The sequence below is a fragment of the Enterococcus sp. AZ020 genome (genome assembly GCF_050499205.1).
GTDB classification, from domain to species: Bacteria; Bacillota; Bacilli; order Lactobacillales; family Enterococcaceae; genus Enterococcus_L; species Enterococcus_L dunnyi.
In genome coordinates, this window is sequence record NZ_JBIPAT010000001.1 from 90,386 (window position 1) to 112,499 (window position 22,114).

Below are 22,114 nucleotides of genomic sequence, written 5' to 3' on the forward strand. Positions count from 1 at the left end.
CTTATTGAAAAAGATTCTCATTTACAAAGTATTTAAAAAAAGGTATTATATGGGAAGAACGAACTGTATTGGCACACGGCTTTTCTTGCTGACGATTTCAAATGTAGGAGCTTTGTAGCCAGGAAAAGGAGTAGATACAATGACTGAAACAAATCAAGAATGGTCTGCTGAAGAAATCGAGGATATCAAAGAACAAATTTTAACTGCTTTAGAAACAGTTATCGACCCTGAGCTTGGGATCGACATTGTTAATCTAGGCTTGATTTATGAAGTAGAATTTGCCCAAAATGGAGATACTGTCATCAAAATGACACTGACAACGATGGGTTGTCCTTTAGCAGATGTGTTGACAGAGCAGATCCACGAGGCTTTAAAAGAAATTCCCGAAGTAAAAAATCCAGAGGTAAAATTAGTGTGGTACCCTGCTTGGACGACAGATAAAATGTCGCGTTATGCTCGGATCGCTTTAGGAATTCGATAGAACAGATATGTAAAAAGAGCCGCCTGCATTTCAATTGCAGGCGGCTCTTTTCTATTTGTATTCTCCTACTTCCATACCTTGACTGTTTACTTCCCAAGAAGCGCTAGCATTGATGACCAACACATAATTATCCGCATCCTTTGGTATCTGAGCGAAAGCTTTTCCAGAATATGCACCAGATGTTTCTACTAAACTAGCAATCAGCTCACCATCACTATCAAGTAACTTTACTTTAAAATCAGAGTTTCCAGAATGCTTCAACTCAAAAACAGCAGGTCCTTTTTTTAAAGCGATATTAGTTATCACATCATCTCCAGTACCTGTTTTTGCTACTTTTGATCCATTCGTTTTATCATCAGTCGTTGCCCCACTGCTTCCATATCCCACGCCATAATTATCATCGCGAGCACTTTGAGGGCTATTATACTCAATTTTACAGCCCACAAGTAATGAAAGGCTTAGAAAAATTATAAATAAATATTTGCTCATGTCTTCTCTCCTCACATTCGAACAATGACACAGCCTGACAAAACGATCCCAACGCCTACTAAGAAAAGAAACAAACATAGGTACTTATCCATTTTTTTCATCTTTGTCACCTCACTTTTTCATAGTATATTCGCAAATGTTCGAAGCTGCCTTTCTATTTTCTCCCACTATCCTTTCAAACAAAAAAGCGCCCGAAACAAAACGAAAAAATAGTTTTGTTTCAGACACTAACTCTCGAAAAAGGAACATATGCTTCTTTATTTTCTTTTGTGTTTCAACACAGTACTTAACATGAATAATCCGGTGACGATCGTCGTTACTGCTTGTAATAATTTGATTTTATCGATTTTTTCTGCTTTGACTTTCATGCTTATCCCTCCTAATATATTCATCTTACAACCTATAACTACTTGATACGACTAATTTGCTTATTGGCTAATAACAAAGACACCTATAATGATCAATAAAACCGCTACAATCTTTCGAAAAGTCAGTCTTTCCTTAAAAACAAAATAGGAAATGATCACTGTCCAAACATAGGTCAGTGAAGTCATCGGAAATGCAATCGAGTAATCCAAAAATTTCAGCAATAAAATATTCGTCCCCGCACTCAAAAGATACAAAAATGAGCCTAAGTAGATCCAAGCATTCGTTAAAACGAACTTAAAACGTAACTCAGTTAAATCATTCATTCCTTTTTTCAACGCTAAGGCGCCAGCGCTTCCAGATAATGTCGACACAATCAAAATAATCAAAATAGCAAAATAATCGATCATGCCGCTCCCTCATTTCCTTCTATTCCTAAAAGAATCGATCCCGCTACGATAAATCCAGTTCCTAACAATTTATACCATGTAATCGATTCATTCAAAAATACTGCTCCTAAAACGATCGAAAGCGCAAACCCTAAACTCATCATTGGTTGTAAAATCGATACTTCACCAAAGCGAAAGCCAGCCATCATAAAAAACATTCCTGCACCAGCAGCTATAAATCCAATTACATACAAAATCACTGCATAGCTTCCGCTGCCATCCGCACCGAATTTCCACGCCAACTGCCCCAAACTACTTAATGTTGCCGCAATAATAATTAGAAGTATTCCCAAACTAAGTTTTTGCTGTTTTTTCTTAGCATCCATTTTTACCCCTCCTTATTGACAATAGCGATGTATAAATTCAAAGACCGTTTCAAAATAATGCTCTGGTTCATAGATAAACGACGAAAGATGAGGCGCCTGTTCAATCATCAAACTTTCTTTGACACCATTTGTCGCCTCCATATTTTTATAAAGCATTTGATGCGGAACGAATTTATCGCCTGTTCCATGAATCAGTAAAAGCGGTCGTTCATTTTTAGCTAATTGATCGACGGCGGACGCTTCTTTCAAGGAATAACCAACTTTTTTTCGTGCCAAAGAATCAGCAATCGTCAAAATCGGAAAATTCGGCAATCTAAATGCAGAACGCAGCATTGCACCAAATTCATGATAAACTGAAGAATAACCACAATCGGCAACTAGACCTTTAACATTTTTCGGTAGGTCTTCGCCACTTGTCATCATAACAGTTGAAGCCCCCATAGAACCTCCAAATAAAATAATTTCAGCGTTCGGCTCGATTTTCAATACTTCCTGGATCCAACTCAACAAATCTAAGCGGTCCAACCATCCCATACCAATCACATCTCCTGAGCTTTGTCCATGCGCTCTTAAGTCTGGAACCAAACAATTATATCCTTGTTCTGCAAACATAGACGCTACGTAGGACATATCCCGTTTTCCATAAGAACGATATCCATGGACACAAATCACCCATTTTTTAGTTTTAGGATATGGCTGAAACAAGCGACTATATAAACGTTCATTTCCTACCTCCAACCAATGATCTGCAGCAAACGGCTGCTCCCAAAATTCTGCCCCTTTTTGAAGCTGTTTTTCTTCTGTTAAATCATACTGGGAACGCCCTTTATTGAAATTATCCGGGTTCATCATTTTGTGTCCTGTTGTATGGTACCATTCATTTTCTCTGAACAAAGCGACGTTTATAAAAAAATTTGCCGCATAAAATGCAAGCCCCATAATCAGTCCGATCAAGATAATTACGATCCAAATAATTCCTGTCATTGACATCACCTCTCGCTTAAATTTTTAACTTCTACACTAAGTATACTCTTTTATCAATAAAAAAAGTACCAATGTCCTGAGCCTTTTCTTACTGAAAAAGAACGAGAGCGGAACAAAACTGATTTTTAGTTTTGTTCCGCTCTCTAAATTCGAATAAAGGGCAATAAAAAGTAACTTCCTCGGAAATAAGCACTTTTATCTCAGCCTTATTCGTTCTCTATCAGTCACAATCTAATGAAACTAGATCCGCATACGTTTCACGGCGGATCGCTAATTTTGCTTCGCCATTTTCTACAAAAACAACTGCTGGTTTCAAATTACGATTGTAATTATTCGCCATCGAATAGCCATAAGCTCCCGTGCTCGTTATAGCAAATAAGTCTCTTGGCTCCATCGGCGGCAATTCAATATCTTTGATCAGGATATCCCCTGATTCACAGTATTTTCCTACAATCGTTTTTACTGCTTTTGGCTCTTGGCTGATTCGATTGGCTAAAAAACCATCATATTTTGCACCATATAACGCTGGACGAATATTATCACCCATCCCGCCATCTACAGAGACATAATGTCTCACATCAGGAATTATTTTTTCAGAGCCAACAGTATAAATCGTTGTACCCGCTTCTGCAATAATGCTGCGGCCTGGCTCAAGCCAGATTTCTGGAAATGCATAGTCAAGCAATTCGCATTGACCTTTTACAGCATTTACAATTGCCTTAACAAAAGCTTCTGGTTCTAAAGGATCATCCGATTCTGTGTATTGTACGCCAAAACCTCCGCCCATATTTAAAACGTCGACTGTATAATCAAAAGCTTGCTTCCACTCATTCAAGATCGCCAACATTTTTTCAACTGCCGCCAAAAAGCCTTCTGCAGAAAAAATTTGTGAGCCGATATGGCAATGAACACCTTTTAATATTAAATGATCATCTGCTAAAATCTGCTCCAAAGCTTGTGTCGCCTGACCACTTGCTACGTCAAAGCCAAATTTTGAATCGACCTGACCTGTTAAAATATAATCGTGTGTCTCCGCGTTGATTCCTGGTGTGATTCGGAATAAAACATTTTGTGTCGTCTTTTTTTCTTTTAAAATGGCACTTAATAGTTCGATCTCATAAAAATTATCGATGATGATCGTCCCAACACCTTGCTCAACAGCATAAAGAAGCTCTTCCTGTGTTTTATTATTTCCATGAAATTCGATATTTTCAGGTGACATCCCTGCCTGGATCGCTGTATAGATTTCTCCCGCTGAGACAACGTCACAGCCTAGTTCTTCTTCTTCTAATAATTTGTACATTGCTAAACAACAAAAAGCTTTACTAGCATAAATGACTTTATTTTTTACTCCTAACGAGTTAAGGGTTTGTTTAAATCCTCTAGCACGTTCACGAATATGTGCAACATCGTAAACGAATAAGGGCGTCCCGTATTTTTTTGCTAAAGTAACCGTATCACAACCTCCGATTGTTAAATGCTCTTCTGTATTGAATCTCGCTGTTCCAAATAATAATGGCATTTTTTCACCTTCTCCAACTAATTTATTAAAAATAATAGCATAAAATTAAGAAACTTCCTATCTATTTTTCATCATTTTCACAAACCTTGTCCTACGTAGCCAATACTTGCTGATATACTTGCTCCGCTAAAGCTCCGATTCCTTCCTCACCTATCTGGTTTGCAAAGAGAATCACTACTTGTTGATTTTCTTGATCGCCATAAATCACTGTATTATATCCCCCTAGACTCCCTACCGAATATTTTAATGAATCAAAATAGATCATCCCAGATTGATAACCGCCTGTTTTTACCTCTGCAAGCTCATCATATTTAGATGACTTGAATAGTTTTCCATTGGTCAATCCTTGAATAAATTGCCAAAAATCTGTTGTTGACATATACATATTACCTGCACCAAGTAAACTAGAAAATAATTTTTCGCTTGATGGGAAAACATCCGGCTGATAGTCTTTTCCAGCATAAATGTATGGTTTAGGTACAGTGATTTTCATAGGTAAAGTATCCCAAAAATACGTTTGTTTCAGTCCTAATTTGTCGACTACTCGTTCTTGAACCACCTCTTCATACGGCTGCTTCAAAATCATCGAAATGATTCCTGCTAAAATAGTATAATTTCCGTTTGAGTATAGATATTCTTGGCCTTGATCGACTTCCAGCTCTTTTAATGCATAATCGATTTGAGTATTTTGATCACTGAGTAAATGATCAGGCTCTTCTTCGGGCAGCATAAGCCCAGAGGTATGGTTCAGTAAATCCTTGATCGTAATTTGCTTCGCCGTTTCTATTGTTGGATAAAATTGATCCAAGGTCGTATCTAATGAAAGCTGCTTGTTATTGACTAATTGCAAAATCAGAGCACCCGTAATGATTTTCTGCAAAGAGGCAATCGGAAATGTTGTGGTGACCTTATTTTCTTGTTTGGTTTCAACATCAGCATACCCGTAGCCTTTTTCATAAAACACCTGACCTCGATCGATCACCAATGCCGCTCCCTTAAAATGAGCATCCACGATCAGCTGATCGATTTCCTTTTGTCGTGCTATCATTGTTGACTGATCTGTTTTGTCGGCTTTTTTCGTATTGGCGAAAGGTTCACTAAAAAAAGGACTCCCTTTAAAATACCAATAACCTAAAATGACCAGCACTACACATAATAGGCAAGCATAAACTATTTTTTTTGATCGCTTACTCAACTAACTCACTTCTTTCCAAACACTTCTCTCAAATTATACCACTTTCCAAAAAAATTAAAGAGTATGTAGAACAAAACGACACAGTCATTTTGTTCTACATACTCAAATTTCAGATAAACAACGAAAAAAGACAAAACTTTTCAGCTATTCCCTTTTATGCTTAAAGACTTTCTTGTGCAATCGTCAAGATCGCAGCAGGTATCCTATATGGCGAACAAGAGATATAATCGACATCCAGTTTTTGCAAGAAACGAATCGACTGAGGATCACCACCAACTTCCCCGCAAACACCGATTTTAATACCGGAATCAAAACTTCTGATTTTATCTACCGCAATGGTCATCAAAGCACCAACTCCTTCTTCATCGATGTGTTGGAATGGATCAGATTTCAGCAATTTTCTTTCTTCGTATGCACCAATGAATTTTACTGAGTCATCACGAGAAAACCCATACGTCAATTGTGTGAGATCATTCGTACCAAAGCTAAAAAAATCAGAAGCTTCAGCGATTTTATCTGCTGTCAAACAAGCTCTAGGGATTTCGAGCATTGTTCCGATCTTATATGGAATTTGTTGCTGTTCGGTTTCAAAGATTTGCTCGATCGTTTGGACTAAACGTTCTCTTAGCCAAACTAGTTCTTCTTTGCTTCCAATCAACGGGATCATGATTTCCGGCACGATCGTTACTCCTGATTCCTGTGAGACTGCCATTGCGCTTTCAATAATAGCAGCAACCTGCATTTCATAGATTTGAGGCGTTGTGACCGCTAAACGACAACCACGATGACCCAACATCGGATTTTGTTCATGCAATTCAGCAATACGATGCTTGATTTGAGCAACAGTCCGTTGCGTTTCATTCGCTAGATGCTCTATCTCTTCTTCTATTTGCGGTAAAAATTCATGTAATGGCGGGTCGAGCAAACGGATGGTACACGGCTTATCCTGCAAAAGTTCAAACATCGTGTGAAAATCTTCTTTTTGAAATTCTTTTAATTTATTTAATGGAGCCATTAATGATTCCACATCTTGGGCTAAAATCATTTTCCGCATTTCAAAAATCCGCTGTTCGCCAAAAAACATATGCTCTGTTCTAGCTAAACCAATTCCCTGTGCACCTAATTTTAGCGCTGTTTCAATATCGGATGGTGTTTCAGCATTTGCCTTCACGCCGATTTTAGCTATTTCTTTGCCCCAATTTGTGATCGTTTCCAATAATTGCCACTCATCACCTTCAACATAAGGGATACTCCCTCGGTAAATGGTTCCTGTTGTGCCATCTACCGAGATCGTATCTCCTTGTCTCAAGACAATGGTTCCAACTGTTGCTTGTTCCAAAAATTCATCTACTTGAACTTCTTCACATCCTGCAACGCAACAAACACCCATTCCTCTGGCAACAACTGCCGCATGAGAAGTCATTCCTCCTCTCGAAGTGACGATCGCTTCACTAACGACCATCCCTTCAATATCTTCAGGTGACGTTTCCTGACGAACTAAAATAACTTTTTCTCCTGCATCACTCGCTTTTTTCGCTTGCTCCGCTGTAAAATAGATTTTGCCGCTTGCCGCTCCAGGACTAGCTGGCAGTCCTTTTGCAAATACTTCTGCCAGTTTTAACTGTTCCGGTTCAAAAACAGGGTGAAGCAACTGCGTGATCATCGATGGATTGATTCGTTGAAGCGCTTCTTCTTTCGAAATGATCCCTTCTTCAACCAGCTGAATACACACTTTAAAGGCCGATTTTGCTGTACGTTTCCCGTTTCTTGTTTGTAATAAGTAAAGTTGTCGGTTTTCGATCGTAAATTCAATATCCTGCATATCTTTATAATGGCGTTCTAAAAGTTCGCTTAAACGGAGGAACTCTTGATAAACTTCCGGCATGAGCGTCTCTAACTCACTGATCGGCTGCGGCGTTCTGATACCAGCTACCACGTCTTCTCCCTGCGCATTCAGTAGGAACTCTCCGAATATCCCTTTTTCTCCTGTTGCAGGATTACGTGTAAATGCAACTCCTGTACCGCTTTGTGAACCAAAATTCCCAAAGACCATCTCTTGAATATTGACGGCCGTTCCTAATGAATCAGAAATGTCATGTAGTCTGCGGTAGGTGATCGCTCGACGGTTATTCCAAGAACGAAATACAGCTTCTACCGCTAATTTTAACTGCTCATAAGGATCCTGAGGAAATGGTTTATGCGTCACTTCTAAAAAAATATCCTTGAAAATACGAACCAATTCCTGCCAGTCTTCTGCAAGCAGTTCCGTGTCAGATCCATAGTTCTTCTTTGATTTATAAAAATCCAGTTGATCTTCAAAACGATCTTTATCAATACCGCAAACAACGTCGCCAAACATCTGCAGCAATCTTCTATAACAATCATAAGCAAAACGCGCATCACCAGTTTTTTCGATCAGCCCAAATACAGTTTCATCATTGAGCCCCAGATTCAAAATAGTATCCATCATTCCCGGCATTGAAAATTTAGAGCCGCTTCTAACAGAAACAAGCAGCGGGTTTTTCACTGAGCCGAATAGTTTATTTGTCCGAGTCTCCATCCGTTGTATATGCTGTCTTATTTCTACATCCAAGTTTTCTGAAACATAATCTTTTTTCTGTAAATAGTCTAAACAGGCCTCTGTAGTAATCGTAAATCCTGTCGGTACCGGCAACCTCAATTTGGTCATTTCTGCTAGGTTGGCCCCTTTTCCTCCAAGTAAATCAGTTTGTTCTTTACTGCCATCAGAAAAATCAAGTACATAGTTCACAAGCAAACTCTCCTTTAATTTAAATAGTATGTCACATTTGAGATAAACCGATTATATTGTGTATCAGATTGAATGTCAATAGATATTAGTGTATCTTTTTTTTATTGTTGCATTATTTTTATAAGAAATATATAATCATTAGTGTGTCACATTTAGAAAGTAGGTCGATAAAATGAAACTCACCTCTAGGCAATTAGAGATTATCAAGATCGTCAAAGAAAACGAACCGATCAGTGGTGACAGTATCGCAGGTACACTTGGCCTAAGCCGAGCGACTCTAAGAAGTGACTTAGCGATTTTGACGATGACTGGTTTACTGGATGCCAGACCTAAAGTTGGGTATTTTTACACTGGACAAACCATTGAACCGTTACTTTATGAAAAATTATATAAAAAAACTGTGGAGGATATCCTTTTACCGCCAATACTCATCCACCAAGGAACCACTGTTTATGATGCTGTTACTAATCTATTTATGTATGATGTCGGCTCATTATATGTAAAAGATGATAGCGATGAACTGATCGGTGTGCTTTCTCGAAAAGATCTACTGCGTGCTGCAATCAGTAACCCAAATACAGAAAAAACGCCTGTTGCAATGATCATGAGCAGAATGCCGAATATCATTACGATCACAAAAGATCGCACGATTTTAGAAGCAGGTGGTCTATTACTTCAGCATAGTATCGATACCTTACCTGTCGTGGAAATCGATAATCCTAAGAAAGTTATCGGTAAAGTGACAAAAAGCAGAATCATGGCGTATTTCATCAATGCTGGTAATGAAATCGAAAAAGAAAATTATTAGCTTTTGGGTTCTATTTTTCCAATGATATATCACAATAAAATCAGCTGTTAACCATTGCAGCAAAGGAGAGTTTATTCATGCAAAAAAACAAAATCAATATTTACTTAGTTTCCGATTCCGTAGGTGAAACGGCTCAAAAAATCATCTCAGCCGTTTCTGCGCAATATCCAGATATCGATATGAGTGATATCCAACGATTCCCTTTTATTACAGATGAAGAATTATTACAACCGATCTTAAAAGACGCCCTTCATGATAAAGCTGTCGTCGTTACAACTTTAGTGAATAAAAAATTAGTTCAGCTAGTGAAAGAATTTTCGGATCGTACCGGCTTACAATTTGTGGATTATATGAGTCCTTTAAGTGAGATCGTGGAAGGAACATTTGGTGTCCAGCCTCTACAAGAACCTGGTGCTCTGCATAAATTGAACGAACAATATTTCAGCCGTGTTTCCGCTATTGAATTTGCTGTCCGATACGATGACGGAAAAGATCCGAAAGGCTTCCTTGAAGCCGATTATGTCCTTTTAGGCGTATCCCGTACCTCCAAGACACCGCTAAGCATGTATATGGCAAATCGAAACCACAAAGTGGCTAATTTACCATTGATTCCAGAAGTTGCATTACCAGCAGAACTGGACCAGATCGATCCTAAAAAAATCATTGGTTTAACAACGACGATCGATAGTTTGATGGATATTCGTAAATCTCGCCTACATTCACTTGGTTTGAAGGAAGATTCGGCTTATACGAATGCAGATCGAATTCAGGAAGAATTAGATTATGCAGCCGAAGTTTTTGCAAAATATAATGCGCTTGTGATCGATGTAAATAAAAAATCGATCGAAGAAACAACAACGATCATTGAAGATTTAACACAAAATAAATAATCAAGGGGACTTGCAGATGAAAGATTGTCGTAATGAAGAATTGATTGCTGAAATCATTAATCTAGAAGCAATTTTGAACCTGCCAAAAGGAACAGAGCATTTTATCAGTGATCTACATGGAGAATATGAAGCGTTCAATCATATCTTAAGAAACGGCTCTGGAAGTATTCGAGAAAAAGTTCACGCCTTATTCAAGCAAGAATTAACGAATGAACAGATGGATGAGCTATGCTTTTTAATTTATTACCCTGAAGAAAAAATAAATACTTTAAAACAAGTTCATTCCCTAAACTCTGACTGGTGGTTCGATGCGATCGAACGCTTGCTGAGTATCGTTCGTTTTTCATCGAGTAAATATACTCGTTCTAAAGTTCGTAAAGCTTTACCGAAAACATATGCTTATATTTTAGAAGAATTGATTTATCAATATGATGAAACAACGGATAAAAAAGCTTACTACCGTCAAATTATTCAAAAAATCATCGATCTCGGAACTGCTGAACGTTTTGTAACTGATTTAGCTTATTTGATCCAGCGTTTTGTCATCGATCACCTTCATGTGATCGGTGACATCTACGATCGCGGACCGTATCCCGATAAAATCATGGATGCTTTGATCGACTATCATTCTCTTGATATCCAGTGGGGAAATCACGATATTATTTGGCTTGGTGCTGTGAGTGGATCAAAAGCCTGTCTCGCAAATGTCTTACGAATTTCTGCACGATATGGCAATCTTGATTTGTTAGAAGACAATTATGGCATCGATTTATCTGCTTTAAGAACATTTAGCCGAGAAAAATACCATGAGAATCTTCAGTTCAAACCTAAAAGCAATCCCTACCGCAAACTTTCGATCACAGAAATCACAGATGCTATGAAAATCCAACAGGCAATGGCAGTCATTCAAGAAAAATTGGAAGGACAATTGATTCAAAGAAGGCCTGAATTTATGATGACCCCTCGTTTGTTGCTGGATAAAATCCATAATGGACAAATAACGCTAGATCATGTTACCTACCCTTTGGTGAATGAATGTTTTCAAACCGTTGACTGGTCCGATCCTTATCGATTGACCTCAGAAGAAGAGGCTGTAATCACTGATTTACTGCACCAATTTCAACATGCTGAAAGACTCAATCAGCATATGGCTTTTCTCGTTGACAAAGGGGCACTTTACTTACCATACAACAATAATTTATTGATCCACGGCTGTATTCCCTTACATCCAAATGGAACTTTTCAATCGATCACCTTTGATGGTCGGGCCTATGCTGGAAAACAATTACTCGATTTTTTTGAAAGCAACATCAGACGAGCGTTCGATCAACCTTGGCAAACTGAAGATTTTGCAACTGATCTAATCTGGTATTTATGGTGTGGTGAATGTTCTTCTCTCTTCGGTAAAAAGGCGATGAAAACCTTTGAACGCTATTTTATAGAAGATAAAAGCACTCATCTGGAAGAAAAAAATGCGTATTACACATTAAGAAATGATCCCGAGATTTGTCAAAAAATGATGCATGCGTTTCATTTAAACCTTGAGAATGCTCATATCATCAACGGACATACACCCGTTAAAACGATCAAAGGAGAGTCGCCGATCAAAGCACAAGGTAAAATGCTGGTCATCGATGGCGGCTTTTCAAAAGCCTATCAAAGTGTTACAGGTATTGCAGGTTACACCCTTTTGTATAACTCATTTGGCATGCAGTTAGCTGCTCATAAACCATTTTCAGATAAACAAGCAGCCATTAAACAAAATCAAGATATTCTTTCCAACAGACAAATCGTTGATCGGCAAATCAAGCGTTTGAAAGTCAAAGATACAACGATCGGAGCATCTTTGATCGCAGAAGCAAACTCTTTAAAAAAAGAATTAGGCAGATCAACACAAATAAAAGATACGATTGAGACAAAAATCGATTAGACTTGAGCAATACGAAATCGAGCAATACTAAAAGCGTATTGCTCGATTTTGTAAAATCACTGTTTTGGCGATCGTTTCTTACGTTTTAGAGTGCGAAGCAAAACCGATTTTTAGTTTTGCCTCGCACTCATCTTTGTATTTATTCCACCATCATAAACTCTTGATTTTTTAATTCATATACTTCATCACAAGCTTTAGCTACCTCTTGCTCGTGTGTCACAATGATGATGCATTTTTGTTGATCATGAGCTACTTTTTGAAAAAGCTGAACAATGTCTTTAGACGTTTTTTCATCCAAATTTCCTGTGGGTTCATCTGCCACGATCAATTCATGATCACAACACAACGCTCTGACGATCGCTACTCTTTGTTGTTGACCACCTGATAATTGGGCGACATTTTTTTTAGCTAATCCTTCGTCGATACCTACACTTGCTAGATTTTCTAGCGCATAAGCTTTTTTATCTTCCTGCTTTGAACTTGAGATCGACATTGCGGTCAACACATTATCCAACGCTGACATATAAGGGAGCAGATTATACGCTTGGAAAATAATCGACACATCATTTTTACGATAATTCCTCAGACCGATCTTTGCCAGCGATTCTCCGTTATAGAGAACCGTTCCTGTTTTAGGCTGATCTAATCCAGCAATCAATGAAAGAAAGGTTGTTTTTCCTGAACCGCTTGCTCCTAAAATAGCGTACATTTTTCCTCGTTGAAATTCTAAGTTTACATGTTTATATAGGTATTCTTCTTCGTTTTTATACCAGTAACCTACCTCTTGTGTCTGTAACATCGCAATTCCTCTTTTCTATGTTGTTAAGATTTTTTTAGGTTGTAACCTTAAAATCCCGATCGATGATAATACAATTGAAAAGAAACTGATCAGTACACCCAGACCCGCTAAAATCGCGATTTCTTTTGGCTGAACCGAAATATTCAGGTTTTCAATTGCTTGAGCAGCTTCTGCTGAACTTGCACCAATGCCGCTCATCCCTCTACCCATACCTCCACCGTTAGGTCTGCCGCCTTGCTGATCGCCGCCTGGCATCCCATTCGGTCCGGCTTGATCAGTTGTCGATTGTTGCGCTGACTGCGTTTGTTGCTCGATCAACTGCTCACCAACGACATTTCCTACGATATTCCCACTAAAAGTAGCAATAATCAACGCAACGATCATACAAACAATGATCTCACTGAAAAATTGCAGTACTACTTTAAAGCGAGATTCGCCTAAAGATAGCAATACGCCAATCTCATATCGTCTTTCCCTAATTGTCATCATCACGATCAACGTTAAAATAATTACGCCTGCAACAGCGACCAAGATCACGATATTTTTGGCAAAACTAGCAACATTGTTCAATGGTTGAAGCATTTGTTGATACGCTTGGTCATTTGTTTGCAAACTGAAACTTTCAGTATCGATCAATTTCTCAGCTGCAGCTACAAAACTATCCATTTCTTTCGGATCTTCCAATGTATACGAAGCAGAATCGATCGTACCTGCTGAATCTTCTCCTTTTAACGTGTTTGCTAATGTATAAGAAGTGTATAAGGTATTTGCAGGATTTAAGAAATTGAACATCATGCCCATACTATCACCATTCTCAGATGTTTTATAAATCCCTTTTATCGTCAATTCATATGTTTTTTCATCATCTTCTGGATCAGTTATTTTGAATGTGTCACCGACAGCTAAATCATTTGCCTGCGCCAATGTTTCTTCGATCACTACATTATTTGTATCCTTATCTGATTCACTGATCGCTTCACCACTGGTTATTTCCGCTGTACCACTAGAAAAATCACTAGCCATCGTCAAATCCATCACACCGCTGACTTGAAAATCACTTTGCTTCATATTAGCCATTGGACCGCCGCCCATTTGTCCTCCTGCCTGCATCTGACCGTCAGGATTTTCTCCACCAGCTTGTTCACTATCGCTAGATTCAGATGTGGCTGTGTCGCTATCTTCACTGGAAATCGGTGTGATCCCTTCTCCTGCTCCGGCAGAAGATGATGATAGAAATGAATATGTTTTGACATTTGCCAATTCTGCAATTTTTTGCGCATCCTCTAAAGAAACGGGTGTCAAACTGAAGCTTCCAGGATCGGGTCTTTCACCGGACGCGCTATCTTGATTTTTTTTCATTGCTGCTTCACGGTTTGCTGAAAGTGTCACTGTTGCTCCAACACTTTTCTTTGCATTTTCTGTTGCTGTCAACGCAGCACTTTGAATCGTTAAACCGGCTAAGACAAAAATCAATATTGCTGAAAATACAGCACATAATAGAAATGTCCGCCCCTTCTTTGCTCTCATACTTAATAATGCTCGTTTGATAAAATTCATATGATTCCTCCTAAGTTTCCTTGTGAACAAAGATTACTTTAATCTTGTTACCTTAAACAGAACTTAAAGAAAGCTATTTTCTTTTGATTTTAATCTTTGTCTGCGGAGCCTTGCAAAACAAGAGGAAAAATGATTAAATGGTTGTGTCGTATTTTTTGATCCATAATAAATGAATGTACTAGAAGGGAACGAAAGGTATTTGGAAAAAAAGAAAATGACTCTATATGGGATGATTTTTTCAATTTGCTTCTTCTTGATCGTATCCTTCTTTTTTTCTCCCCATACAATAGATTACGCAAAAGAAGCTGAGGCAAATGAAAAAAGTGATATGCCATTAAAAACTATTTCAGCAGCCGCTTCAAAACCAGATCTTCCTGAAGAAAAAACAGATCCTTCACTCATTACCTTTTATGAAAAAATCGAGCAGTCAATGAAGAATGCCCGTGATTCTTTCAATGGGGATGTTGGAATGACCTATGTCGATCTGACTACTGGAAAGCAGATCTCTGTAAATGGCACACAAGAATTTTACAGTGCCAGCACCATCAAGGTTCCTTTGGCAATGATGATCGCAGACAAAGTCCAGGCTGGAGAATTAAAATGGGACGATCAATTGGTTTATAATGAAAAAGAAGATTATGAGGATGGAACAGGGATTATCATCAATAATATCCAGCCCACTTATTCCGTTAGAACATTACAGGAATACAATATTATCTATTCTGATAATATTGCTAAAAATATGCTTTATGGTACTTTTGGCGATGATGTAAAAGCTAAAAAAGCGCTCTATGCTCATTTTCTGCAAAAAGAAACCCAATGGGATGATGCGAAATTCACTTCCGAAGACGCAGCAAAGATCCTGAAAATATTATATGATGAAAAAGCAACAAATTCTGAATACCAAACGATTTATGATTATATGAAAAATACAGTCTTCCATGAACGAATGGATACACCAACAACCTCTGGAAAGGTTGCTCATAAGATCGGTTCTTATGCAGGATTTTTACATGATATTGGTATTTTAGAAACAGAACATCCTTTTATTTTAACCGTTTTTACTAATGGACAAACAAATGAGGGTATTTCTTTTATTGCAAGTGTTACTGATCAATTGTGGACGATCCAAAGTAATGACTATCCCAAAAAATAAAGAGCAGAACAAAACTAAAAATCCGTTTTGTTCGGCTCTTCATTTTTTTAATTTCCACCCATATTTTTGATTTTTATCAATCGGGTGATTTCACTTCTTTCATTTTCTTCGAGTTTCATCTGTATATAGTAAATCGTTTCTTCTAATTGCGGAATCGTCATATATTCCAGTGCATTTACTCGTCTTCTGGTTTTTTCGATTTCTTCTGACATCAATTGACAGGTTTTTTCGACCTCTGCTAATTCTAAAAGCTTTGGCAGAATCGAGGAAAGCTTAGCAAATACACTATCTAGTTCTGCATTTGAATTTAAGTACCCATAGTTCAACGGGGCTTCGACCACCGCTTCATCGTAATGAAAATTCATCGTTGGTACAGTAACACTCATGATGTTTTTTTCGATCACATCCAGAGTTACTTCATTTGCAGGTATAGCAACTAATTCCTCAATAAAAGCTTCATTCAATGTTGCATTAGCTAAGACAAAATTAGACAAAGCTGTTGCTAGTTCCTTTTCAACGTCCAGCCTCAAGGTATTATTTTTCTTGATCAACAAAATAAAACGGCGCATCAATTCATCTTGTTTATCTTTCAATAATTTATGTCCGCGGCTAGCTGTACCTAATTGTTTTTTTAAACGAGAGAGTTCCATTCGCGTTGGATTCACATTCAATCGAGCCACAATCGATCACTCTCCTTCAGTTAGATATTCATCCAGCATGTCATCTTTGATCCGCTTCAATTCTGTTCTAGGCAGCATAGACAACAACTCCCAGCCTAGATCTAATGTTTCTGAAATAGAACGGTTTGTATAAAACCCTTGATTGACATATTCTGCTTCAAAGCGATCAGCAAATTTTGCATAAATTTTATCAACATCTGATAGTGCTGACTCACCTAAAACGACCGCTAACTCTTTGGCTTGTTTTCCTTGCGCATAAGCAGCAAATAGCTGATTCATTGTCGCCGCATGATCTGCCCTTGTCTTACCTTCACCAGTTCCTTTGTCTTTCAAACGTGATAATGATGGCAATACATCGATCGGCGGCTGAATCCCGCTTTTATATAGATCTCTGGACAAGATGATTTGCCCTTCAGTGATATAACCAGTCAAATCGGGAATAGGATGTGTTTTATCTTCTTCCGGCATGGTCAAAATCGGAATCTGCGTTACTGAACCCTTTAATCCGCTGATTCTTCCTGCCCGCTCATAAAGAGTCGCCAAATTGGTATACAAATAGCCTGGATAGCCTCGGCGTCCTGGTACTTCACGACGAGCAGCTGAGATTTCACGCAACGCTTCACAGTAATTGGTCATATCTGTCATGATCACTAAAACATGCATGCCTTTTTCATAAGCTAGATACTCAGCCGCGGTCAGAGCCATTCGTGGGGTTGCGATTCGCTCGATCGCAGGATCATTTGCCAGATTCATAAACATCACTGAACGGTCGATCGCTCCTGTTTGTCTAAAATCTTCCATGAAAAATTCTGCTTCTTCAAATGTGATTCCGATTGCCGCAAAAACGACCGCAAATTCTTCTTCACTATTCAGCACATTTGCTTGACGGGCGATTTGAGCAGCTAGCTCCTTATGCGGCAACCCAGACGCTGAAAAGACTGGTAACTTTTGTCCACGAACTAATGTATTCAAATGATCGATTGCAGAAATCCCTGTCTGGATAAATTCATCTGGATAATCTCTGGCAACCGGATTGATTACCTCTCCATTGATATCCACCATTTTCTCTGGTAGAATTTCCGGTCCATTATCTTTGGGACGACCTAGACCGTCAAAAATCCTTCCGACCATATCTTCTGAAACGCCAAGTTCTAGCGGATGACCTAAAAAACGAACCTTAGAATCACGTAGATTGATGCCGCTTGTTCCTTCGAAGATTTGAACCATCGCTTTATCACCGTTGATTTCTAAAACCTGTCCACGTCGAATTTCACCATTTTGCATCCGAACTTCGATCAATTCTTCATATTTGACTCCTTCGACTTTTTCAACGATCATCAAGGGACCGACAACTTCATTGATCGTTCGATATTCCTTAATCATTTGTCATCCCTCCATCTGCGATGATTTGCTTTATTGTCTGTTTGATCTCATCGACCAGTGTATCTAAACGTTCAATTTGTGCTTCTGGTACGTATTTACTTCTAGCAATCTGATCTCTTAAGTCAACAGTCCCAGACATGATTTCACTCAAGTAGGCTCCTAATTCTAGAGCTGTTTGACCTTCTTTATAAAACGTCAAAATCAACTGAAGCATTTTAAATTGTTTTTCTCGTGACGTGAATGTATCGACATCGTCAAAGGCATTTTGCTGCAAATAATCCTCCCGAAGTGACTTTGCCACCTCTAAAGTCAAACGGTCTTTATCTGATAAAGAATCGATCCCGACCAGACGAACGATCTCCTCAAGCTGTGACTCTTCTTGTAAGATGCGCATTCCTTCTGTTACCATATCAGACCAATTGACCTGCAACTGCTGATCCAGCTCTTTTCCGACTTCTGACGCATACAAAGAGTAGCTTTGAAGCCAGTTTATCGAAGGAAAATGACGCTTTTGCGCTAAAGTAGCATCTAGCCCCCAGAAAACTTTTACCACACGTAAGGTGTTTTGTGTTACTGGCTCAGAAATGTCTCCCCCAGAAGGTGATACTGCACTGATTGCCGTAATACTGCCCTCTCGGTGTTCTTTGCCTAAAGTCACTACTTGTCCAGCTCGCTCATAATATTCTGCTAAACGACTTCCAAGATATGCTGGATAGCCTTCATCTCCCGGCATTTCTTCTAAACGTCCGCTCATTTCACGTAGTGCCTCTGCCCAACGAGAAGTTGAATCTGCCATGATCGCCACAGAATAGCCCATATCACGGAAATACTCTGCGATAGTGATTCCTGTATAGATCGATGCTTCACGCGCAGCTACAGGCATATTAGACGTATTTGCGATCAAAACTGTTCGCTCCATCACTGATTCACCTGTATTTGGATCGATCAATTCAGGAAATTCATTTAAAACATCTGTCATTTCATTTCCGCGTTCACCGCAACCAACATAAACAACTAAATCAACATCAGCCCATTTGGCGATTTGATGCTGAACCACTGTTTTTCCTGCTCCAAAAGGACCAGGAACTGCTGCTGCCCCACCTTTTGTCACTGGGAAAAAGGTATCGATCACTCGCTGACCAGTCAGCAAGGGAACATTAGGATTCAACTTTTCTGAAATCGGACGGCTTCGGCGAACAGGCCATTTTTGCATCATCGTAAATTCTTTTTCACCTGTCGCTGTTTCAATAATATAAATTGTTTCTTCGATTGTAAATTCGCCCTGCTTGACTTCTTTTACGGTCCCCTTGATCCCAACTGGAACCATGATTTTATGTGCGATGACTTTTGTTTCTTGAACTGAACCGATCACATCACCCGCTGAAACTTCTTCGCCAACAGACATACTTGGCTCAAACGTCCATTTCTTTGTTCGGTCCAGCGCTGGGATTTGAACTCCTCTACTTAAAAAATTACTCTTCGTCACCTCAGCAAAAGTGTCTAATGGGCGCTGGATCCCATCAAACATTTCAGAGATCAGCCCAGGTGCTAATTCAACAGATAACGCTTCTCCAGTTGTTACTACGGGCTCTCCTGGCCCGATCCCAGTCGTTTCTTCATATACTTGAATCGATGCTACATCACCGCGCATCTCAATAATTTCTCCAATAACACCTAATTCTCCGACCTGACAAATATCCTGAATACTTGCATCAGACATATTCTCTGCCATGACCAAAGGACCAGAAACTTTAATAATCGTACCAGTTTGCAAAATCATTCCTCCTATTCTAAAAAGCGTAGCAATCCGTTTAGCTCTTGAACAAATTAGCAAACGACTTCAATGACGCTTTTTGGCATTTAAGATGGTTGTCTATTTGTTAAACGATTCATCTATAAAATATTCTGTCCTACTGCACGCTCTACATTATTTTGAATCTCCTTTAATCCGATCCCCTTGGTTCCGTTATGACTTGGAATCAAAATAATCGCCGGAATTACTTCACTTTTATAACGCTCAATCGTTTCTATTGCTCGTTCAGAGGCGTCTTCTGTAATAAAAATGACACCATAACTTTTTTTAGCCATCGACTCGATCGTTGCCCTTATTTGCTTAGCTGATTGCGCGTACACAACATCAAATCCAAAAAGCTTAAACGGCATTACAGAATCTCTATCGCCGATCACTCCGATTTTATAAGCCATCTACTGCACGCATCCTTTCTCTCACCACATCCGCAGAAAAATTACTACGCTTACTGACTAAAATCAGTCGTAAATTTTTCCATTCAACCTCTTTTGCATTTAAAAAAGCTAACAACGGCAGCGGGCCAAAAGCCATGATTTTTGATTTATCATATAAACCTGTCAAATAATCATCTTTCACCTTTTCAAAAGCAATCAAATCAAGCTCTTTTGTTTCTGATGAAACAATCGGTGCAAGAATTCCGCCAAGAGATGTATGAAGTACAAACTCTGTAAAAGCCGCTAGAGATTGCTCACTATAAGCTAAAAAATCAGATTTTGGAATACTACCAGAACTTGATAAAACAGTCAATAGAAAGTTTTCATGCTGACCTTGGATGATTCCTCGTGCCATCGTGGATATATTCGTTAAATCGATAAAAGCCGTAACTTCATCAATAATATCCTTATATCCCAGCTTTTCAGCCAACCGTTTTTGATACGTCAGAAAGCTCCGATCATAAATAATATCGATCGCCTGAAATATGGAGGATTCTTGAAAATAGTCCAGCACTTCTAAAATCGCCTGCATCAGTTCGTCAGCTATTTCTGTCGACACACATGTACGTATCGCACTTTTGATCGTTTCAATCGAATAACGTCCATCAGCAATAAATAAGTGATCCAGATTCTCTCCAGTCAACTCAGCTTTTGTCAATACTTTCAGATTATGGAATGTTATACGAGACGTATAAATATCGATGACTTCCGGTTCAGGAGCCAGCTCATATAGCCATTCAAATAAACGTCCTTTTTCTTTTGAATAAATATATTCAAAATCATCAACAAATCCTTCCGTCATGTAGGTACTATAAATTGTACTTTTTAGAATATCTTGAAGTTCTTCGATCGTTTTAGCATTCAATAATTGTTCATACTGTGCACTATTCAACAGTTCAGTCTCTTTTAGACGAATCAGCGGATTGATCTGATTATACGCGGTCTCTTTCATCTTGCCCCTCCTATCATAAAAACTTGATGCTAATAAACTCTCTATTTAAAAAGCATTTCTGCAATGGAAAAACTTTCCGCTCTCTTGATTTCCTGAACTAAACTTGGAAATAAGAAATTATACTCGATCCCATTTTGAGCAACGAGGAAACCGCCAACGCCTGGTATGAACTCTGGAAGTAAAGCTAACTCCAATTCGTTTGGTTTATGATTTTCCAACCATTGCTCTGACAACTTTCCTTTAGAGTACTCACCTAACTGTAGTTGTGCTTGTCCAGTCAGTGTCAATTGATCAAGGATTTGCTTTGTAAATACTTGAAATTCATCTTCATTCCAATGATCCATTCGCTTGATCGCTTCTAAAAAAAGCTGCTCTAAATATCCTTGTTTTTGATTTAACGTTGCTTGTTTGATCTCCAATTGCTGCCGGTTTTGCTTTTGTTTAAACGCTTTATTGGTTTGATCACTATTCTTTTCAATCAATTTATGTTCCTGTAACAGCAGTGCTTCTTCTTGTTCTGCATAAGCCTCATCAATTCGTTTATATTCTACTTTCTTTAAATCAGTAACTTCTGCTGTTCCTTTTTCTAGAATTTGATCGACGATCTTTTCGATTGCATCCATATTTTTCCTCCTGTTACTTCACATTTAAGACAAGTAAGAATGAAATGACAAACCCAAGAATAGCATATGTTTCAACCATGGCAGCATAAATGATCCCTTTCGTTGCATGCTCAGGTTTTTTCGCTAAAATTTGAATCCCGGCAGCTGCAACACGCCCTTGAGCAATTCCTGAAAATAGACCAGCAAATGCGATCGGTAATGACGCAACAAAATAATCCATTCCTTGAACCATCGACATACTATTATCTAAATTAATGAAAATCAAAAAGGCAATAACGAAGCCATACAACCCTTGAGTACCTGGTAATAATTGAAGAATCAACGCTTGTCCAAATTTTTCCGGCTGTTCAGTCGTCAGTGCTGCTGCCGCTTCTCCAGTAAACCCAACACCTTTTGCCGAACCAATCCCTGCTAAAATCGTCGCCATTGCCATTCCTAGTACTGCAAAAAGAATCCCACCATTATTATTGATCAAGTAATCTATCATATTTTTATTCCTCCACATTTCAT

General features: G+C 38.6%; 21 protein-coding genes. 5 read left to right on the forward strand and 16 right to left on the reverse strand.

Annotated features, from left to right (window positions below):
- Nucleotides 1-139 precede the first annotated feature (139 nt).
- Nucleotides 140-481 (forward strand): metal-sulfur cluster assembly factor, encoded by a 342-nt coding sequence (locus IGI58_RS00420; RefSeq protein WP_069644547.1) that lies wholly within the window; start codon nt 140-142, stop codon nt 479-481.
- 51 nt (nt 482-532) lie between these two features.
- Here IGI58_RS00420 and IGI58_RS00425 read toward each other — a convergent pair whose 3' ends face one another.
- The 7 genes from IGI58_RS00425 to ppdK all read right to left on the reverse strand — a co-directional run bounded on the left by IGI58_RS00425 (nt 533) and on the right by ppdK (nt 8,582).
- Entirely contained in the window at nt 533-970 is a 438-nt protein-coding gene (locus IGI58_RS00425; protein ID WP_429955122.1) for a hypothetical protein, read from the reverse strand.
- 428 nt (nt 971-1,398) lie between these two features.
- A complete protein-coding gene (locus IGI58_RS00430; RefSeq protein ID WP_429955120.1) occupies nt 1,399-1,746 on the reverse strand; it encodes an EamA family transporter in 348 nt (115 codons plus the stop codon).
- Nucleotides 1,743-2,111, reverse strand: coding sequence for an EamA family transporter (locus IGI58_RS00435; RefSeq protein ID WP_087640335.1), 369 nt, complete (start codon nt 2,109-2,111; stop codon nt 1,743-1,745). Before IGI58_RS00435 ends, IGI58_RS00430 begins: the two co-directional genes overlap by 4 nt.
- Nucleotides 2,112-2,123: 12 nt before the next feature.
- Nucleotides 2,124-3,095 carry an alpha/beta hydrolase gene (locus tag IGI58_RS00440; RefSeq protein ID WP_429955118.1) on the reverse strand — a complete coding sequence of 324 codons (972 nt, stop codon included), beginning with the start codon at nt 3,093-3,095 and terminating at the stop codon, nt 2,124-2,126.
- Nucleotides 3,096-3,315: 220 nt separating this feature from the next.
- Nucleotides 3,316-4,617 carry a diaminopimelate decarboxylase gene (gene lysA / locus IGI58_RS00445; RefSeq protein WP_225533754.1) on the reverse strand — a complete coding sequence of 434 codons (1,302 nt, stop codon included), beginning with the start codon at nt 4,615-4,617 and terminating at the stop codon, nt 3,316-3,318.
- A gap of 91 nt (nt 4,618-4,708) precedes the next feature.
- Entirely contained in the window at nt 4,709-5,812 is a 1,104-nt protein-coding gene (locus tag IGI58_RS00450; protein ID WP_429955115.1) for a serine hydrolase domain-containing protein, read from the reverse strand.
- A gap of 160 nt (nt 5,813-5,972) precedes the next feature.
- Nucleotides 5,973-8,582: a pyruvate, phosphate dikinase gene (gene ppdK / locus IGI58_RS00455; RefSeq protein WP_429955113.1), complete on the reverse strand. Its 2,610-nt coding sequence runs from the start codon at nt 8,580-8,582 to the stop codon at nt 5,973-5,975.
- 172 nt (nt 8,583-8,754) lie between these two features.
- On the opposite strand from ppdK, the gene IGI58_RS00460 reads away from it, so the two are divergent.
- The 3 genes from IGI58_RS00460 to IGI58_RS00470 all read left to right on the forward strand — a co-directional run bounded on the left by IGI58_RS00460 (nt 8,755) and on the right by IGI58_RS00470 (nt 12,210).
- Nucleotides 8,755-9,390 carry a helix-turn-helix transcriptional regulator gene (locus IGI58_RS00460; RefSeq protein ID WP_225533750.1) on the forward strand — a complete coding sequence of 212 codons (636 nt, stop codon included), beginning with the start codon at nt 8,755-8,757 and terminating at the stop codon, nt 9,388-9,390.
- 77 nt (nt 9,391-9,467) lie between these two features.
- Entirely contained in the window at nt 9,468-10,280 is an 813-nt protein-coding gene (locus tag IGI58_RS00465; protein ID WP_087640341.1) for a pyruvate, water dikinase regulatory protein, read from the forward strand.
- Nucleotides 10,281-10,296: 16 nt separating this feature from the next.
- A complete protein-coding gene (locus IGI58_RS00470; RefSeq protein ID WP_429955111.1) occupies nt 10,297-12,210 on the forward strand; it encodes a fructose-1,6-bisphosphatase in 1,914 nt (637 codons plus the stop codon).
- Between the two features lie 139 nt (nt 12,211-12,349).
- Here the strand turns inward: IGI58_RS00470 and IGI58_RS00475 are convergent, their stop codons facing one another.
- Together IGI58_RS00475 and IGI58_RS00480 are read right to left on the reverse strand one after the other, a co-directional pair.
- Nucleotides 12,350-13,009, reverse strand: coding sequence for an ABC transporter ATP-binding protein (locus IGI58_RS00475; RefSeq protein ID WP_225533748.1), 660 nt, complete (start codon nt 13,007-13,009; stop codon nt 12,350-12,352).
- Nucleotides 13,010-13,024: 15 nt separating this feature from the next.
- Nucleotides 13,025-14,566 (reverse strand): ABC transporter permease, encoded by a 1,542-nt coding sequence (locus IGI58_RS00480; RefSeq protein ID WP_429955109.1) that lies wholly within the window; start codon nt 14,564-14,566, stop codon nt 13,025-13,027.
- A 214-nt stretch (nt 14,567-14,780) separates the two neighbouring features.
- Here IGI58_RS00480 and IGI58_RS00485 point away from each other — a divergent pair, with 214 nt between their 5' ends.
- Nucleotides 14,781-15,722 (forward strand): serine hydrolase, encoded by a 942-nt coding sequence (locus IGI58_RS00485; protein WP_225533746.1) that lies wholly within the window; start codon nt 14,781-14,783, stop codon nt 15,720-15,722.
- Between the two features lie 47 nt (nt 15,723-15,769).
- On the opposite strand, the gene IGI58_RS00490 is transcribed toward IGI58_RS00485, so the two are convergent.
- From IGI58_RS00490 to IGI58_RS00520, 7 genes are all read right to left on the reverse strand, one after another.
- Nucleotides 15,770-16,402: a V-type ATP synthase subunit D gene (locus IGI58_RS00490; protein ID WP_225533745.1), complete on the reverse strand. Its 633-nt coding sequence runs from the start codon at nt 16,400-16,402 to the stop codon at nt 15,770-15,772.
- Nucleotides 16,403-16,408: 6 nt separating this feature from the next.
- Entirely contained in the window at nt 16,409-17,785 is a 1,377-nt protein-coding gene (locus IGI58_RS00495; RefSeq protein WP_225533744.1) for a V-type ATP synthase subunit B, read from the reverse strand.
- On the reverse strand, nt 17,778-19,559 hold the full coding sequence (locus IGI58_RS00500; protein ID WP_429955106.1) for a V-type ATP synthase subunit A: 1,782 nt from the start codon (nt 19,557-19,559) through the stop codon (nt 17,778-17,780). The genes IGI58_RS00495 and IGI58_RS00500 overlap by 8 nt, the downstream gene beginning before the upstream one ends.
- A gap of 119 nt (nt 19,560-19,678) precedes the next feature.
- Entirely contained in the window at nt 19,679-19,990 is a 312-nt protein-coding gene (locus IGI58_RS00505; RefSeq protein ID WP_429955104.1) for a V-type ATP synthase subunit F, read from the reverse strand.
- A complete protein-coding gene (locus tag IGI58_RS00510) occupies nt 19,980-20,981 on the reverse strand; it encodes a V-type ATPase subunit (RefSeq protein WP_429955102.1) in 1,002 nt (333 codons plus the stop codon). Before IGI58_RS00510 ends, IGI58_RS00505 begins: the two co-directional genes overlap by 11 nt.
- 41 nt (nt 20,982-21,022) lie before the next feature.
- Nucleotides 21,023-21,604 (reverse strand): hypothetical protein, encoded by a 582-nt coding sequence (locus IGI58_RS00515; protein WP_429955100.1) that lies wholly within the window; start codon nt 21,602-21,604, stop codon nt 21,023-21,025.
- 13 nt (nt 21,605-21,617) lie between these two features.
- The gene (locus tag IGI58_RS00520) at nt 21,618-22,091 is read right to left on the reverse strand and encodes a V-type ATP synthase subunit K (protein WP_087640351.1); all 474 of its coding nucleotides are present in this window, start codon (nt 22,089-22,091) and stop codon (nt 21,618-21,620) included.
- Between the last annotated feature and the right edge of the window lie 23 nt (nt 22,092-22,114).